General features: G+C 67.0%; 18 protein-coding genes and 1 tRNA gene. 11 read left to right on the top strand and 8 right to left on the bottom strand.

Annotated features, from left to right (window positions below; all coding sequences use genetic code 11):
* Position 1: 1 nt before the first annotated feature.
* Positions 2-529 carry a hypothetical protein gene (locus AB0M24_RS25405; protein ID WP_363772562.1) on the bottom strand — a complete coding sequence of 176 codons (528 nt, stop codon included), beginning with the start codon at positions 527-529 and terminating at the stop codon, positions 2-4.
* Positions 530-642: 113 nt separating this feature from the next.
* Between AB0M24_RS25405 and AB0M24_RS25400 the strand changes: the two genes are divergently transcribed.
* Both AB0M24_RS25400 and AB0M24_RS25395 read left to right on the top strand, forming a co-directional pair.
* Positions 643-1461, top strand: coding sequence for an LLM class F420-dependent oxidoreductase (locus AB0M24_RS25400; RefSeq protein WP_363772559.1), 819 nt, complete (start codon positions 643-645; stop codon positions 1459-1461).
* Between the two features lie 10 nt (positions 1462-1471).
* A complete protein-coding gene (locus tag AB0M24_RS25395) occupies positions 1472-2371 on the top strand; it encodes a GTP-binding protein (RefSeq protein WP_363772556.1) in 900 nt (299 codons plus the stop codon).
* Here AB0M24_RS25395 and AB0M24_RS25390 read toward each other — a convergent pair.
* A complete protein-coding gene (locus AB0M24_RS25390; protein ID WP_363772553.1) occupies positions 2368-3480 on the bottom strand; it encodes a serine hydrolase domain-containing protein in 1113 nt (370 codons plus the stop codon). The genes AB0M24_RS25395 and AB0M24_RS25390 overlap by 4 nt on opposite strands.
* 75 nt (positions 3481-3555) lie before the next feature.
* Positions 3556-4623 carry an aldo/keto reductase gene (locus AB0M24_RS25385; RefSeq protein WP_363772550.1) on the bottom strand — a complete coding sequence of 356 codons (1068 nt, stop codon included), beginning with the start codon at positions 4621-4623 and terminating at the stop codon, positions 3556-3558.
* Between the two features lie 205 nt (positions 4624-4828).
* Between AB0M24_RS25385 and AB0M24_RS25380 the strand changes: the two genes are divergently transcribed.
* Positions 4829-4901, top strand: a tRNA-Lys gene (locus AB0M24_RS25380).
* 20 nt (positions 4902-4921) lie between these two features.
* On the opposite strand, the gene AB0M24_RS25375 is transcribed toward AB0M24_RS25380, so the two are convergent.
* Positions 4922-5104, bottom strand: coding sequence for a hypothetical protein (locus AB0M24_RS25375; RefSeq protein WP_363772547.1), 183 nt, complete (start codon positions 5102-5104; stop codon positions 4922-4924).
* A gap of 118 nt (positions 5105-5222) precedes the next feature.
* Here AB0M24_RS25375 and AB0M24_RS25370 point away from each other — a divergent pair, with 118 nt between their 5' ends.
* Both AB0M24_RS25370 and AB0M24_RS25365 read left to right on the top strand, forming a co-directional pair.
* Positions 5223-5954: a hypothetical protein gene (locus AB0M24_RS25370; RefSeq protein ID WP_363772545.1), complete on the top strand. Its 732-nt coding sequence runs from the start codon at positions 5223-5225 to the stop codon at positions 5952-5954.
* A 496-nt stretch (positions 5955-6450) separates the two neighbouring features.
* On the top strand, positions 6451-7044 hold the full coding sequence (locus AB0M24_RS25365; RefSeq protein WP_363772543.1) for a hypothetical protein: 594 nt from the start codon (positions 6451-6453) through the stop codon (positions 7042-7044).
* Here the strand turns inward: AB0M24_RS25365 and AB0M24_RS25360 are convergent.
* Complete coding sequence (locus AB0M24_RS25360) at positions 7038-8483, bottom strand: MDR family MFS transporter (RefSeq protein WP_363772540.1); 1446 nt, start codon at positions 8481-8483, stop codon at positions 7038-7040. The genes AB0M24_RS25365 and AB0M24_RS25360 overlap by 7 nt on opposite strands.
* A gap of 211 nt (positions 8484-8694) precedes the next feature.
* Positions 8695-9660 (bottom strand): NAD(P)-dependent alcohol dehydrogenase, encoded by a 966-nt coding sequence (locus AB0M24_RS25355; RefSeq protein WP_363772537.1) that lies wholly within the window; start codon positions 9658-9660, stop codon positions 8695-8697.
* A 149-nt stretch (positions 9661-9809) separates the two neighbouring features.
* On the opposite strand from AB0M24_RS25355, the gene AB0M24_RS25350 reads away from it, so the two are divergent.
* Complete coding sequence (locus AB0M24_RS25350; protein ID WP_363772534.1) at positions 9810-10505, top strand: hypothetical protein; 696 nt, start codon at positions 9810-9812, stop codon at positions 10503-10505.
* Here AB0M24_RS25350 and AB0M24_RS25345 read toward each other — a convergent pair.
* Positions 10458-10943, bottom strand: coding sequence for a DUF6328 family protein (locus AB0M24_RS25345; RefSeq protein WP_363772532.1), 486 nt, complete (start codon positions 10941-10943; stop codon positions 10458-10460). The genes AB0M24_RS25350 and AB0M24_RS25345 overlap by 48 nt on opposite strands.
* Positions 10944-11034: 91 nt before the next feature.
* On the opposite strand from AB0M24_RS25345, the gene AB0M24_RS25340 reads away from it, so the two are divergent.
* On the top strand, positions 11035-11580 hold the full coding sequence (locus tag AB0M24_RS25340; protein WP_363772529.1) for a superoxide dismutase family protein: 546 nt from the start codon (positions 11035-11037) through the stop codon (positions 11578-11580).
* Here AB0M24_RS25340 and AB0M24_RS25335 read toward each other — a convergent pair.
* Positions 11577-12248 (bottom strand): DUF4241 domain-containing protein, encoded by a 672-nt coding sequence (locus AB0M24_RS25335; protein WP_363772526.1) that lies wholly within the window; start codon positions 12246-12248, stop codon positions 11577-11579. The two genes, AB0M24_RS25340 and AB0M24_RS25335, sit on opposite strands and share 4 nt — an antisense overlap.
* Before the next feature lie 121 nt (positions 12249-12369).
* Here AB0M24_RS25335 and AB0M24_RS25330 point away from each other — a divergent pair, with 121 nt between their 5' ends.
* The 4 genes from AB0M24_RS25330 to AB0M24_RS25315 all read left to right on the top strand — a co-directional run bounded on the left by AB0M24_RS25330 (position 12370) and on the right by AB0M24_RS25315 (position 15695).
* Positions 12370-13125 (top strand): macro domain-containing protein, encoded by a 756-nt coding sequence (locus tag AB0M24_RS25330; protein ID WP_363772523.1) that lies wholly within the window; start codon positions 12370-12372, stop codon positions 13123-13125.
* Between the two features lie 10 nt (positions 13126-13135).
* Entirely contained in the window at positions 13136-14260 is a 1125-nt protein-coding gene (gene dusB, locus AB0M24_RS25325; RefSeq protein WP_363772520.1) for a tRNA dihydrouridine synthase DusB, read from the top strand.
* Positions 14253-14705, top strand: coding sequence for a hypothetical protein (locus AB0M24_RS25320; RefSeq protein WP_363772517.1), 453 nt, complete (start codon positions 14253-14255; stop codon positions 14703-14705). The genes dusB and AB0M24_RS25320 overlap by 8 nt, the downstream gene beginning before the upstream one ends.
* Positions 14706-14846: 141 nt before the next feature.
* A complete protein-coding gene (locus tag AB0M24_RS25315; RefSeq protein WP_363772514.1) occupies positions 14847-15695 on the top strand; it encodes a GGDEF domain-containing protein in 849 nt (282 codons plus the stop codon).
* Positions 15696-15715 lie beyond the last annotated feature (20 nt).

The raw sequence follows: 15715 nt of genomic DNA, 5'->3' as shown, positions 1-15715 counted from the left end.
GTCAGCCCCCTGTGGTGATGTCCACGACCCAGAAGAACTCGCCCTCTGCGTCGTAGTCGAAGATCAGTGCGGTCTGGCCCGCTTTCAGTTCGGTGCTCTGTGCTGCTCGCACTTGCACGACAGCCGTGCCGCCGTCGTCGGCGGTGACCTCGGCCTGTCCGTAGTTCTCGGTGACCCGCGTCGTCTTCACGATCGCCGTGCGGCCTACGAAGTCGTTGCGGGAAGCGGGTTTCTCGGGCCTCGTCCAGTTCCTGACCGGGATGCTCAGGATCTTGGTGAGGAGCGCGCCCAGGAGCAGTGCCCCGGCGAGGACGACGTAGCGGAGCTTGCCCTCCGGCGTCAGCACCGTGCCGACCAACGCGGCGAACCACGTGACCAGCACGAACATCGAGATGCTGATCGGCAGCACCGGGGCGTCGAAGTCGATGCCCACCAGCGCGACCGTGAGCCAGTACGCCAGCACCACGAGCATCAGAAAGCTGAACAGCACGGTCGGGAACGCCAGCGCGGCAGCAACGAACTCGGTCATCCTCGCCCCCCCTTCTTGCCCACTCAGATGTATTTGAGTGCTGATCCGTTGCACTGATACCTGAGGTTTTGGGGAATGACGGGCGTCACAGCGTCGTTGACCTGATCATGGACATGGGGGTGCAGGGACTCAACGCGGGAGACTCGGTCTCACCTGCGGAGACGCGTCGACTGGCCGCGCTGGCCGAGTCGCTCGGCTATCGATCGTGGTGGGCGGTCGAGCACGTGGTGCTGCCGTCGCCGCGTGTTGATCCGTCCCCGGCCGATCCGGATCAGCCGATGCTGGACCCGCTCGTCGGCCTGGGCTTCGTGGCCGCGGTGACGTCGACGCTGGAACTGGGGACCGGGATCGTGATCCTGCCGCAGCGCAACCCGCTGGTGCTGGCGAAGCAGGTGGCGTCGCTGGACGTGCTGAGCGGTGGCCGGTTCACGCTGGGGATCGGGACCGGGTACCTGGAGCCGGAGTTCGCCGCTCTCGGGGTGCCGTTCGCGGATCGCGGCCGTCGGACGGACGAGTACATCGACGCGATGCGCGCGTTGTGGTTCGAGGACGCGCCTGCTTTTGACGGCAAATACGTGTCTTTTTCCGGTGTGGACGCCTACCCGCGGCCTTCTTCCGCCCGGATTGCCGTTGGCGGGGCCTCAGATGGCGCTTTGCGACGTGCGTTGACGCGGGGGAACGCGTGGCTCGGCATCGGATCGCCCGCTGAGACGGCGGCCAATCTTCGTCGCTTGCGGCGGTTGTCGGCGATCACCGAGCGGTCCGACTCGCTGGGCGCGTTGGAGATCAACATCATCGCGACCGTTCCGCTGGACGCTTCCGTTGTGCGCGAGTACGAGGATCTTGGCGTCTCGCAGCTGATCGTGTATCCGGGCGGGTCCGACCTGCCCGTCGACGAGGTGATGGAGAAGACCATCGGGCTGGTTCAGTAGCGTCTCGGGGGTGATCCCCGTCGTCGTGCTCGCCGGCTTCCTCGGTTCCGGCAAGACCACCCTGCTGAACCACCTGCTGCGCACGTCGGGCGGCACGCGGATCGGTGTCGTGGTGAACGACTTCGGGCGGATCAACATCGACGCGTTCGCCGTGTCCGCCCAGGTGGACTCGATGGTGTCGCTGTCGAACGGCTGCCTGTGCTGCGCGGTCGACGGCACCGAGCTGGACTCGATGCTGGTCAAGCTCGCTTCGGCGGACCTGGACGTCATCGTGATCGAAGCGTCCGGGTTGGCCGAGCCTTCCTCGCTGGTGCGGATGGTGTTGCAGGCGCCAGGGGTTGTCTACGGCGGGCTGATCTACGTGGTCGACGCGGTGGAGTTTTCCGCTGTGCCGCATCTGGATCGCTCACTGGAGCTGGCCGATCTGGTGGTGCTGAACAAGGTCGACCGCGTTTCTTCTCTGCCTTCGTTCTCCGTGCCGGTGGTGCCTGTTTCCTACGGGCGGGTCGATCCGGCCTTGCTGTTCGAAGTGCGTCCTGAGGATCTCGGGCCGCGGCAGCTGTCGTTCGACGACCTGGAAGATCACTCCTCGCACGCACATGCCTCGTACGACAGTGTTTCCTTCGAGTCCACCGATCCGTTGCACCCCAAGCTGTTCATGGACTTCCTTTCGGCGCGACCTGAAGGGTTGTTCCGCGCCAAGGGTTTCGTGCAGTTCCCCGGCGGCACGTTCATGCTGCACACCGTGGGTGCGTACATCTCGTTCACGCCGGTCGAGCCCGCCCCGACTCAGCTGGTGCTGATCGGGACGGGCATCGACGCGGACTCGTTGACCGACTGGCTGATGGCGTGCGTCGCGGACGGGCCGGTGTCGGATCAGGACATGCTCTGGGTGCTGCGGTACGCCTAGTTCCCGCAGAGCGCGCTGTCCACAGTGGCCTGAACCGCGCTGTGCGCCTTCTCCGCTTCCTCCGGCGTGTCCTGGAAAGTGCCCGGCAATGCCGTGACCGCCACGGAGTACGCCCTGCCCTTCTCGGTGACGCCACCACGCGTCTCGTACCCGTGGATGTCGCCGCCGTGGCCCCAGTAGTTGCCGCCGCAGCTGAGCGGCGTGGTCATGATGCCGAGGCCGTACCGGACACCCGGCATCATCTCGCCCTTGGTGTCGACGGTCTTCTTCATCTCGTTCTTCTGGGCTTTGGGCAGCAGGTCGCCGTTGACCAGGGCGTTGAAGAAGGTGTTGAGGTCCTTCGTCGTGGAGATGATCTGCCCGGCCGCCCAGCCCCACGAGGGGTCGAGCTCGGTGACGTCCTCGACGCCGTTGCCCGTCTTCGCGTACCCGTGCGGGTGCTTGCCCTTGATCGTCTCGTCGCCTTGTGCGGGCCAGTAGGTGTCTTTGAGGCCGAGCTTGCGGATGATCCGCTGGTCGACGTTCTCGGCGATCGGGCGGCCCGTCACCTTCTGGACGATGAGGCCGAGCAGGACGTAGTTCGTGTTGCTGTACTTGAACTTCTCGCCTGGTGCGTTCGTGGGCTCGTGGGCGTTGGCGATGTCGAGGAGCTCGTGCGGCTCGTAGTAGCGGTGGCGCTGCTCCTCGAACTTGTCGAGCCCCATGAAGTTCGTGTAGTTCGCGAGGCCGCTGGTGTGGTTGAGCAGCTGGCGGACGGTGATGGTGTTGTCCTTGATCGCGTTCGGCAGGTACTTGGTGACCGGCGCGTCCAGCTCGACCTTGCCTTCCGCGTTGAGCTGCATGACCACCGCGGCCACGAACGACTTGGTGTTCGAGCCCGCACGGACCTGCCCGTTCTTGGGCACCGGCACGCGTTTGTTCAGCTCTGCGGTGCCCGAGGTCTGGTGCGTCGTCCTGCCTTGGTCGGTGGTCGTCGCCAGCGCCGCCGGAAACCTGTACTGCTTCGTGAGCCCGTCGAGCTGCTTCTGCGTCGTGTTCTCCGGCGCGGCCATGGCCGTTCCACCGCACAACATGGCCGCCGCCAGGACTCCTACCAGCAATTTCTTCATGGCTAGAGGTTTTCAGCCGCTTGCTTTCGGCGCAGTCAGGCACGCTGCCGTTGATCAGGTGGAGCAGGCTCTACCTCAGTACCGGACGCTGCTCTGGAGCAGCGGCGGGTAGACGTTCGAGCGTTCGCCGTCGACCGTGGTACCGGCGAACTGCAGCATCGCCCTGAGCTCGCCGTGCAGCGGTGCGGGGTAGTTGAGGTCCGGTGTGGACACGTCGTCGAGGTGGTTGATCTGTTGTGGGGTGAGGCTCACTTCCTCAAGGTTGCTGGTGAGGTGCTCCAGCCTGCGCGCCCCGATGATCGGCACCGATCCCTTCTGCTTGAGCCAGGCGAGCGACACCGCCGCCGCCGTGGTGTTGTGGTCTTGGGCGATCTCGGTGACCACGTCGATGACCTTGAACTGCTCCTCGGTCGGCGGCTGGACGAACTTCGCCCGCTCCGAGTCGCTGACCTGGGCGTTCCTCCTGTACTTGCCGCTCAGGAACCCGTTCTTGAGCGGACTCCACGGCACCAGCGACATGCCCAGGTCCCTGGCCATCGGCGCGATCTCGCCCTCGACCTCACGCTGGAGCAACGAGTACTCGACCTGCAACGCGATCAACGGCGTCCAACGGTTGAGCAGAGCCATCGTCTGCGCCTGGGCCGTAACCCAAGCCGGCACGTTGGAGAACCCGATGTACCTGATCTTGCCCGATCCCACCAGTTCGTCGAGCGTGCGCATCGTCTCCTCGACGGGCGTGTTCCGATCCCAGTTGTGCATCCAGTAGAGGTCGAGGTAGTCGGTCCGCAGCCGCCTGAGCGTCTCGTCGAGCTGCTTCCTGATGGCCCCGCGCCCGGCCCCGCCACCGTTCGGATCACCGGGAAACATGTTGAAGAAGAACTTCGACGCGAGTACTACCCGGTCGCGCTTTTTGTTGGCGTGGAAGAAGTCGCCGAGGATCTTCTCCGAATGCCCGTTGGTGTAGAAGTTGGCGGTGTCGATGAAGTTCCCGCCGCGGTCGAGGTAGGTGGCGAGGATCTTCTCGGACTCCTCGACACTGCACCCGGCAGCCCCGGGATCCTCGCCGAAGGTCATCGCCCCGAGCGCGAACGGGCTCACCCGCAGACCGGACCGGCCGAGCGTGACGTAGTGGTCGAGCGGCATCTTCCTGGCTCCTCTTGGTCGCTGTTCTGGCGTACTCCAATGGAAGCCTGCCGGCCTGGTCGCGCGGTACTTCGATCCAGCCTCGCTCTTGCCTGATCCTCCCTCTCTGGCTGAAGTGATCGTTTGGGCATCCCAGGTCTGTCAACCGTGAGATAGACAACCCGTGCGACACCTCCGGACCACGATCGGTAGGCTGTCGCGGCGAGGGCTGCTAGCTCAATTGGCAGAGCAGGAGACTTTTAATCTTCGGGTTCAGGGTTCGAGTCCCTGGCGGCCCACTCGCCCGGAAACCCCCAGGTCATCGGCCTGGGGGTTTCGCTTTGCCAGGGGTGCCGGCCCAACTTTGACACGCTTTGTGCCGCTGACGGCGCGTGATGAGGTCGACCGATGGGCCGCTGCCCACATGGCTGGTGATGTCGACATCGCCGATGTTGCGGTGCGAACGGCGATCGAGCGGCTTCGCGGCGTTGATCTCCGCCACGAGCCTGAGCCTGACAAGGCACACGGCCTTGGGCGACGCACTCACGGTGGCCAGCGGAAATCGCGTGCCTCCGTCGCTTTCCAGGACGTAGGGTGCGCGGGAACAAGGGGGCGTGGCCATGACGAAGCTGAACCAGATCATTGCGGTCGAGAAGAGTGTCAAGGGCGGCACGCTTCGGGACCTCACCGATGCTCATCACGGGCTGCAGAAGCCCGCGCTGCTGGCCGGTATCTCGCGGACGTACCAGCCCAAGGACGAGGACGGCGAGGTGTTGCCGCCGGAGTCCACTCGCGTGCAGGTCAAGGCTGAGGACGTGCTGCGGAAGACTGCGGCTGTGATGACTCGGCTCTTCGACGTCACGGCTACGAAGGACTGGGCCAACTGCGTTGCCAAGGCTGACGTTGTGGTCGAGGGGCAGACGTTGCTTCGCGATGTGCCCGTGTCGTATCTGCTGTTTCTCGAGAAGCAGCTGACGGATCTGCACACCTTTGTGAAGAAGCTGCCTCTGCTGGATGCGGCTGAGGACTGGAACTTCGACGAGTCCGCTGACTACTGGCGCACTGAGCAGGTGCGGACGATTCGTACCAAGAAGGTGCCGCGCAACCACGTCAAGGCTGAGGCCACGGAGAAGCACCCCGCGCAGGTCGAGGTGTACTACGAGGACATCGCTGTGGGGTACTGGAACACGGTGAAGTTCTCGGGGGCGTTGCCTGCGCGTCGGGTCAACGAGCTCGTGGACCGGGTCGAGAAGTTGCAGCACGCGGTGAAGTTCGCCCGGGAAGAGGCCAACAACATGGAGATCACCGACCAGCGGGTCGGTGAGGTCGTGTTCGACTACCTGCTGCGGTAGCGATGAAGACTCCCCCGCTGGAGCGCGGGGGTGCGTTCCCACGAGGGAGCGCGAAAGCTGAAGCTGAAACGTCAGCCTGAACCACTCGGTCACAGTGGGGGTTCGAATCCTCCTCCCGGCACTCGCGCGCCGGGGTAGCCCAATCGGTAGAGGCAGCCGGGATCAAGCTCAGACTCTCGCTCCAGGTTCAGCATTACCGCCGAACGCCAGATCGCCCGAGTACGGACAAGACTCGCTGAGGTGGGGGTTCGAATCCCTCTGGCCGCTCTGTCTTGCGGCCGTAGCTCAACGGAAGAGCGCGGCGACCTAAGGACTGATCCGGCTCTTAAAAGTCGCTGGTGTGTGCAAATGGGCGGACAAGCGAGGCCCCGGACTGGACATGTCCGGGGCCTCACCTAACTGCGAGGTTCTCGTGACTCGTGAGGCCAGGAACAACGCCGAGTGGTGCGCCGCGGTTTGCCGGTCTCACGGCATCGAGAGCGACTTCGGCGAGACTGTGTGGCGCAGCGCGAGCCGCACGCCGCTGTACTACCCCGACGCTGTCACCTTGCGGCCTGACGCGACTGCCGACTTCCTGGCCGAGATCGACACGTCGCCGGGGTGTTCGGTCAAGGACAGCTTCGGCACCGTCGATCTGAGTTCCCACGGCTTTGTCGAGCTGTTCACGGCCCGGTGGATCCATCTGGAGGCGGGACAGCGAGTGACGTCAGGCCTGCGCGCCGAGCGGGTGTCCACGGCTGCCGAACTCAGCGATTGGCAGGACGCCTGGCACGGCGGCGACGGGGCACCGGACGTCTTCAGGCCGAAGCTGCTCGACGATGCGAACGTGCTGGTGCTGGGTCTGTACGAAGGTCGGGAGCTGGCCGGCGGTGCCGTGCTGAACCGCGGTTCGGGGGTGGTCGGGCTCTCCAACCTGTTCACGGTCGGAGGCCGCGACGCTGCCGAGGTCTGGTCGGCAGCGGTCGCGGCATCGAGGGCGTGGTGCCCTGGTCTTCCGGTCGTCGGGTACGAACGCGGAAGCGGCCTCGAGCACGCGATTGCCTGCGGGTTTCGCGTGCTCGGGCCGCTTCGCGTCTGGTTGCGTCAGTGAGCGACCGCGTCCGAGGTCTCGGAGGTGCGGTTGGGCAGCAGGGCCGCGGCGACGATCGTGCCCGCGGCCAGCACGGTGGCTACGACGAACGCCAGCTTCATGCCGCTGAGCTGGGCGGCTGCGGTGGCGGCGCCGTCGGCTACCAGTTGGCCTGAGCGGGCGGACATCACCGTCACCACCAGGGCGGTGCCCAGGGCTGCGGCCACCTGCTGCAGCGTGCCCAGGATCGAGCTGCCGTGCGCGTACATGTTCGGCGGGAGGGCGCCCATTCCCAGCGTGAAGATCGGGGTGAAGGTCGCTGCCAGGCTCAGCATCAGCAACGTGTGCAGGCCCAGCACCTGCCAGTACGGCATGTCCGCGGCGACCTGGGTGAAGCCCGCGAGGGAGAGGACCAGGCCGATCGAGCCCGGCAGGACCAGCGGGCGGCTGCCCAGGCGGTCGTAGAGCTTGCCGACGGTCGGGCCGAGCAGGCCCATGGCCAGGCCGCCCGGCATGAGGAGCAGGCCCGTCTGCAACGGGGTGAGCCCTCGCAGGTTCTGCAGGTAGAGCGGCAGCAGGATCATCGAGCCCATCATCGCCAGGAACGCGATGCACATCAGGGCCAGCGACAGGGCGAAGGTGCGGTGGGTGAGGGTGCGCAGGTCCATCAGCGGGGAGTCCGTGCGCTGCAGCTTGAGCTGGCGGAGCACGAAGATCGCGATGGTGGCGGCGCCCGCGACGACGATGCCGACGGTCGGCCCCAGCTTGGCGTCGCCTTCGCCGAACAGGCTCAGGCCGTAGACCAGGCCGCCGAAGCCGAGAGTCGCGAGGGCCGCGCTCAGCCAGTCGATGGAACCCGTCTGCGGTTCGCCGATGTTGTTCAGCTGGCGCAGGCCGAAGTAGGTCACGGCGCCGGCGATGGGCAGTACCGTCACGAACAGCAGCCGCCACGAGCCCAGCTGCAGGATCAGGCCGGACACGGCCGGGCCCAGGGCCGGTGCCACCGAGATGGCCAGGGTGACGTTGCCCATCACGCGGCCGCGGTCCTGCTCGGGCACGACGGTCATCAGCGTGGTCATCAGCAGCGGCATCATCACGGCGGTGCCTGCGGCCTGGACGATGCGGCCCACCAGCAGCACGGAGAAGTGCGGCGCGGCCGCGGAGATGGCCGTGCCCGCGAGGAACACGCACATCGCGATCGCGTAGCCCTGGCGGGTGGTCACGCGCTGCAGGAACCAGCCGGAGATCGGGATGACCGCGGCCATGGTGAGCATGAACGCGGTGGAGACCCACTGGGCCGCCTGCTCGGTGACGTGCATCGACTCCATCAGGCGCGGAATCGCGTTGATCATCAGGGTCTCGTTGAGGATCACCACGAACGTGGCCAGCACCAGCAGGCGCACGACCAGCGGTGTTCGGGCCGCTTGGGCGGTCGGGCGGTCTTGGATCGCTGCAGGCATGTCAGGCCCTCACTAGGTAGCTGGCAGTCGTGTCGCGGCCAAGGCCGCCGATGTCGAAGCGACACCGGTAGAGACCGGTGGATCTGAGAGAAGTCATCGGTAGCCCGAGTCTTCCTCAAATCCGAGCCGGTCTCACCCGAATTCCGCCGTGAGCGGACCGGGTGCTCGTCCGTCTACCTAGAGGTCGAACGACGAGGACGCGAATCGACATTCAGGCCGAAAAAACTTCCACGACGACGTTGCCGCGCTTGTGACCTGCGTCGACGTAGCGGTGAGCCTCGGCGATGTCGTGCAACGGGTAGGTGCGGTCGACGACCACCCGCAGCCTGCCCTCCTCGATCAGGGCGCTGATGAACGGCAGCGTCGCCCGCTTGTTGACCGACATGCCGACGATCACACGCTTTCGGCCAAAAGCCGTCCAGAGGGCCCAGAAGTTGTTCACGAGACCGGTGGTCGGGAGGTACCTGCCGCCGGGACGAAGGGCTCGACGGGCCCGCGGGAACGACGACTTGGTGACCGTGTCGAAGACGACGTCGTAGGTGTCGACATCCACAGTGAAGTCGTGAGCCGTGTAGTCGATCACGCGGTCAGCGCCCAGGGACTCGACCAGCGCGACGTTGGACGGCCCGCAGACCGCGGTCACGTGAGCGCCCAGGTGCTTGGCCAGCTGGACGGCGTAGGTGCCGATGCTGCCGGACGCGCCGTTGACCAGGACGCGCTGGCCGGGGCGAACCTTCGCCTTGTCCCGCAGGAAGAAGAGAGCCGTCGTGGCACCGTCGACGGCCGCGGCGGCCTCGACGAAGGTCAACTGCGACGGCTTCAGGTCGACGGAAGCCGTGGCCGGGAGGCGCAGGTACTCGGCGTGCGCTCCCACCGCGAAACCGGTGAAGCCGAAGACCTCGTCGCCCACGCGGAAGCGCGACACGTCCGACGCGACGGAGGCGACCACCCCGGAGAACTCCAGACCCAGCGTGCGGAGCGATCTTCGGGGACGGGTCAGGCCGAGGATCAGCCTGCCCCACACGGGTTCGCCGCGGCGCATCGCGGTCTCGGCCGACGTGACCGTGGTGGCGTGGACCTTGATCAGGACGTCGCCGGGACGGAGGGCGGGAACCGGGGTCTCCACCACCTGGACGACGTCGGGTGAACCGAACTGGGTGTGCACTGCGGCTCTCATGGAATGACGGTAAAGCCGTTGGGGTCCAACGGATTCGGAGCTCAGGGGGAAAGCAGGGACGTCACCTAGGGGATCGGACCGTGGTCTGAGACGGAAGTTCGGACCGCGGGCCGATCCGGTGGAACCCGAGCGCTGACACCGTTCACGACATGAAGACTCCTGGGGTGTGGATCGGTGGGGCGGCACTGGTGCTCGGGCCGCTGTTGCTGCTGGCGGGCACGTTGTTGCGGTCGCCGTTCAACTTCTTCTTCCCGGACCAGCTCAAGGCCGCGGCGGAGCATCCGGGGCTGATGACGGCGGCCTACACGGCGTTCCTGGCCGGGAACGTCGTGATGTGGGCCGCGGTCGCCCTTCTCGCGCAACGGATCTCCGCGACCAGACCCGTGCTGGCCGTGTGGGGCGCAGTGCTGGTCACGGTCGGCCTGTTCGAGCGGACCTTTCACGCCGGAGTGGACCACGCGGCGTTCAGCGCGACCAGGAATCTGGGTCTTCAGGCGGCCACCGACCTGGTGGCCGAGGGATACGGCGACCTGCACCTGTTCAGCTATCTGTCGTTCACGATCGCGTTCGGCTGGTACGTGCTGGCGTTCGGGGCGTACCGGAGCGGAGTGCTCGGCAAGGTGCGCTCGGTCGCACTGGCGAGCATGGGGCTGTTACCGCTCGGCGTGCTGAAGGGCACCGAGATCGTGTCGATCGTGGGGACCATCGGGTTGTGCGTCGCGTTGGTGCCGTTGGGAATCCGCGTGCTCGTCGACCAGCCCAGACCTACCAGGAGGCAGCTGATGATCGCCGTGCCGTCAGTGCTGGGACTGGGGGCTCTCGCGGTGCTGAGCACCCTTGGCTGAGAGCGGCGCGGCGAACCAGAGGCCGGCGAAGACGATCAGAGCGCACGCACCCACGACGATGGCGGCCCACGTCGGCAGGATGACCTCGGCCAGCAACAGCACGGTGCCGCTCATGGCCAGGGCGAGGAACGCGAGACCGACCAGGGCGAACGTGTTGCCCACCCGGACGACCTCCTCGCGGCGACCCTGCCGGAACAGGACCCGGTGCCAGGCCGCGGGAGCCGTCAGGAACGCGACGGCGAGCGCCGCGCACAGGACCGTGACCAGGTGCGTGACGCGGATGTGGCCGCTGGTCGCGTGGTATTTGTCGGTGAACGCGATGGAGAGCAGGAAACCGAACAGGATCTGCACGCCGGCCTGTGCCACGCGGAGCTCCTGGAGCAGCTCGTTGACGTTGCGGGCGAGTCTGCTCTGCTCGGATTCCACGGCATCGCTCACCGGCTGAAAATACCCCGAAAGAGCCCATTTGAAACGACGACACCGTCTCAAAAATGGCGGAAGAATGCCCGGACCGCTAAGCAGAAGAACCATGAAGACGTTCGCAGTGGCGGCTGCTGCCACTCTCCTGTTCACGGGAACCGCGCAGGCGGAACCCGCGCACGTGGCCCACGCGTCCGGCAAGTTCGAGAGCTACACGGAGAAGGCCAAGGCCGTCACCTACGACGAGAAGGTCCCGAGTGGAGCCAAGGTGCTCGTGCTCGGCGTGCCGACGGTCAGCGGTGGCACCACGGTCATCCTGACGCTCAAGGGATTGCTGCCGCACCGGGCGTACGGCGCGCACGTGCACGTCAGCAAGTGCGGCAAGACCCCAGCCGAGGCCGGACCGCACTTCCAGAACGTGGTGGACCCGAAGCAGCCGTCGGTCGACCCCGCGTACGCCAACCCCCACAACGAGATCTGGCTCGACGTGCACACCGACGGCAACGGGTTCGCCTACACGTCGTCCACTGTGGACTGGCAGTTCACCACCAGGCACGCGCAGTCCGTCGTGGTCCACAACGAACACACGCACACCAAGCCGGGAGAGGCCGGAACGGCCGGACCGCGGCTCGCCTGCGTGAACGTGCCCTTCTAGAAACGATTGATCACGAGGAAATCGGTGACGAACGCGACCGGGTCGCCCGCGGTGTTGCGGCCGACCCAGGTCGGGTAGACCCCGTCGCCCCATCCGGTCGAAAAGGCCACGACGTTCAACCCTGACCGCGGATCGGTGACGTTCGCCGGGCCACGGCCACCACCCACCTTGCCCAGAGCGTCGATGAGGTCGCAGTTGCCGGCCTCGTCGTCGCTCGCCAGGCGGTCGACGGCATCCGCGGCGGAGAGGTCGAAGAACGCACCGGTGCTCGACTTCACGTCGTAACCGAACTCCTCCTCCATCGGCACCAGCCGGCCCGGCAGCACGGCGGGCGTCCACGAGTACGCCTGCTCGTCCAGCACTGTCACCCTGGCCGCGGCGACCCGGTAGCCCTGGCGGACATCGGGGAAGCCGTCGCCGTCGAGGTACGAGACCAGCGAGACCGACACGGGGTACGTGCCCGGCGCGACGGTCTCGGTGAACGCCTCGGCGTCCTCCGGCCACACCACGAACGGGTCAGCCGCCACGAGTCTGCCCGTCGGCAGCGACAGCTCGCCCACCTGCTGCACGGCCACGACCTGCTGTTCGCCGCCACCGGTCGGCTTGCCGACGGGCCCGTCGACGAACATCCGCTCGAACCCGGACCTGATCAGTTGAACCGCCCCCACGCGTAGGCCACCTCCAAGGGCATGTTGGCAGAAGGGTCTGACACCCGATCGGGGCACCGGGGGTGTTCGCGTTGCGTGAAGTCCGCTCCGGGACAACCGTGCAGGTGCAAGGCTTCCAGGCATGGGGACGATCGAAGTTGTGCGGGGCGACATCACGGCCGAGCACGTGGACGCGATCGTGACGGCGGCGAACGAGTCACTGCTGGGCGGCGGCGGGGTGGACGGGGCGATCCACCGCGCGGCGGGACCGAGGCTCGCGGAGGCGGGGTCGGCACTCGCCCCGTGCGAACCGGGGAAAGCCGTGGCCACGCCCGCTTTCGACCTCGCGCCGGTCAAGCACGTGATCCACACCGTCGGGCCGGTCTGGGAGGGCGGCGACCAGGGCGAGGACGACGTTCTCATCAGCTGCTACATCGAGTCGCTGCTGCTGGCGGAGGAGCTGGAGCTCGAGAGCATCGCGTTCCCGGCCATCGCGACCGGGATCTACGGCTTCCCCACCGAACGGGCGGCGGACCTCGCCGCGATCACCATCCGCTCGTTGCCGATCATCGAACGGATCCGGTTCGTGGCCTTCGACCATGCCACGAACGACGCACTCACGAAGGCGCTGGCCGAGCCGGTCGTCGAGCTCTGCCCCACCTGCGGCGAGAAGGGCGTCCCGATCATCTACGGCTGCATGATCGGCGACCTGGGACTCGCGTGGAAGGCCGGGCTGGTGCGGCTGGGCTTCAGCGAGGACGGCACCCGGCCGCAGTGGGAATGCCCCCACGAGCACGAGTGGGGCACCGCCGCACGTGACCAACGTCGCAGCCAGGTAGCGATCCAGGACGCCATCACCGCGGTCACAGGCGAAGATCGCGGCTGGTCAGTGCCGTAACCTGAAGGGCGTGTCCGTTCCCTCCACCCTGAAGATCGGCCCGTTCGCCGTCGACCCGCCCGTCGTGCTGGCCCCCATGGCCGGCATCACCAACGTGGCGTTCCGGCAGCTGTGCCGTCAGTACGGGGCCGGGCTCTACGTCTGCGAGATGATCACGGCGCGGGCACTGGTCGAGCGCGACGCCATGACCATGCACATGATCACGTTCGACGAGGGCGAGAACCCGCGGTCGATGCAGCTCTACGGCGTCGACCCGCGCAACGTCGGCGAGGCCACGAAGATGATCGTGGACGAGAACCTCGCCGATCACATGGACATGAACTTCGGCTGCCCGGTGCCCAAGGTGACGCGCAAGGGTGGCGGAGCCGCGCTGCCGTACAAGCGGGAGCTGTTCCGGCAGATCGTCCGTGCCGCGGTGCGCAACGCCGGGGACATGCCGGTCACCGTGAAGTTCCGCATCGGCATCGACGACGACCACCTGACGTACCTCGACGCGGGACGCATCGCGGCGGACGAGGGCGCACAGGCCGTGGCACTGCACGCGCGCACGGCGTCGCAGCGCTACTCGGGCAAGGCCGACTGGAGCAAGATCGCGCGGCTGAAGGAAGCCGTCACGAGCGTTCCGGTGCTGGGCAACGGCGACATCTTCAGCGCGCAGGACGCGCTGGACATGGTCGCGGAGACCGGCTGCGACGGCGTCGTGGTCGGGCGCGGATGCCTCGGCCGGCCGTGGTTGTTCCGGGATCTGCAGGCGGCGTTCCGGGGCGAACCGATTCCCGAGGGCCCGAACCTGGGCGAGGTCGCGGCGATCCTCAAAACCCACGCCCAGCTGCTCGCCGCCCACTACGGCGAGGACAAGGGCCTGCGCGACCTGCGCAAGCACATGGCCTGGTACTGGCACGGCTTCCCGGTCGGCGGCGACACGCGCCGGGCGTTCGCGATGGTCTCGAGCCTGCAGCAGCTCGACGACCTGATCGGCCAGCTCGACCCGACCGTTCCCTTCCCGGAGAACGCGGAGGGCCCGCGCGGGCGGCAGGGTTCCTCGGCCAAGGTCGTGCTGCCGGAGGGGTGGCTGGACGACCCCGAGGACGCGACGGTGCCGGCCGGCGCGGACGTGATGCACTCCGGTGGCTGACCGCAGAGCGCTCCTGCTCGCCTCGCTCGCGCTGCTCGCGGGTTGTGCCGGTCCGGTCACGGGCACGGCACGGCCGGTCCAGCTGACCGAGGACAACAAGACGAAGTTCAAGGCGTACTACGAACGCCTCAACAAAGCGGGCGACGAGAGTCCTTCACAGCAGCAGAAACTGTTGAAGGACACCCAACATCCGGACTTCCGGCAGAAAACGTGCGATCTTCGCGGCGCCACCATCAAGGTCGAGCCGACCTGGTCGACGCTGCGCACCGACGCCGACTGGGCACCCCCTGGCGAGAAGGCCCATCCGAGGGGTGACGTCTACGTCGTGGCCGTCACGGTCACGCTGCGCCAGGACGACGCGGTGGTCGGCAGCCAGATCGGATCACTGCACGTCGTGCTCCTGGACGACGAGGTGTACGGGTTCGCGCCCTGCCTCGGTGGCTGAACGGGTTGTTGATCTTCCAAGCTCACTTGATCGGAGCAGCTGACGGTCAACCGGACGGGGGAAATCCCACCCCCACGCGTCCTTCTTGCTCAAGCGCCGCCTCTCAGGAGACGACACCAGGCAAGTAAGGAGGTGACCGCGATGACCGCGCTGCGACCCGAGATCGCAGAGACCACGCAGGACGACGCCAGCGTCGACCGGCAGGGTCCCGGCCTGGTGGGGCTGCACGAGTCCATCGCGACGTTGCTCGCCTCCCGCGGCCAGTGGCGCCAGGCGTACCAGCACCTGCGTTCCGCTCTCGACCTCGTCCACGCGGACCAGGACGAGGAGCCGCACGTTCCCGAGCAGCTGCGCCGCGAGGTCGACCGGCTGCGCAAGGAGCACGCCGAGGCACGCGAGCAGAGCCTGCGCGACAGCCTCACCGACTCCTACAACCGCCGCTACCTCGACCAGCGGCTGATGGACATGCTGACCGAGCACGGCGCGTCCCGGCACGGGCTCGCCATCGCGTTGATCGACCTCGACTGGTTCAAGCAGGTCAACGACACGTTCGGACATCTTCTCGGCGACAGGGTGCTGCAGCGCGTGGTCGAGCTGCTGCAGCAGGGCCTGCCGGAAGACGCCTTCTGCGCCCGCTACGGCGGCGAGGAGTTCGTGCTCGTGCTGCCGCGGGTGGACGCCGCGACGGCCGTGGAGATCGCCGAGGCGGCACGGGAACGTGTCGAGCGTCACGCGTGGCAGGAGATCGCGCCGGAGTTGCGCGTGACGGTCAGCGCGGGTCTGGCGTACGAGCCGCCCGCGGACGAGGCTCCCCAGCGCCCGGCGGTCAGTGCCGAGCAGCAGCTGCTGCGCGCCGACAGTCTGCTGTACACGGCCAAGCAGTCGGGACGCAACGCGGTGGCGTACCGTGCAGATGGACGGGTTCGCCTCGCCGGTGCGGCGAGTGGTCGGCGTGCCATCACCGAGACACGTGTTCTCGGTTACTACTGAGTGAGCTGGCTCACCCGTTC

Source organism: Lentzea sp. NPDC051838 (assembly GCF_040681245.1).
In the GTDB taxonomy this organism is placed as follows: Bacteria; Actinomycetota; Actinomycetes; order Mycobacteriales; family Pseudonocardiaceae; genus Lentzea.
Note: the sequence above shows the minus strand (reverse complement) of the source record. Positions and strands in the feature narration are given on the sequence as shown.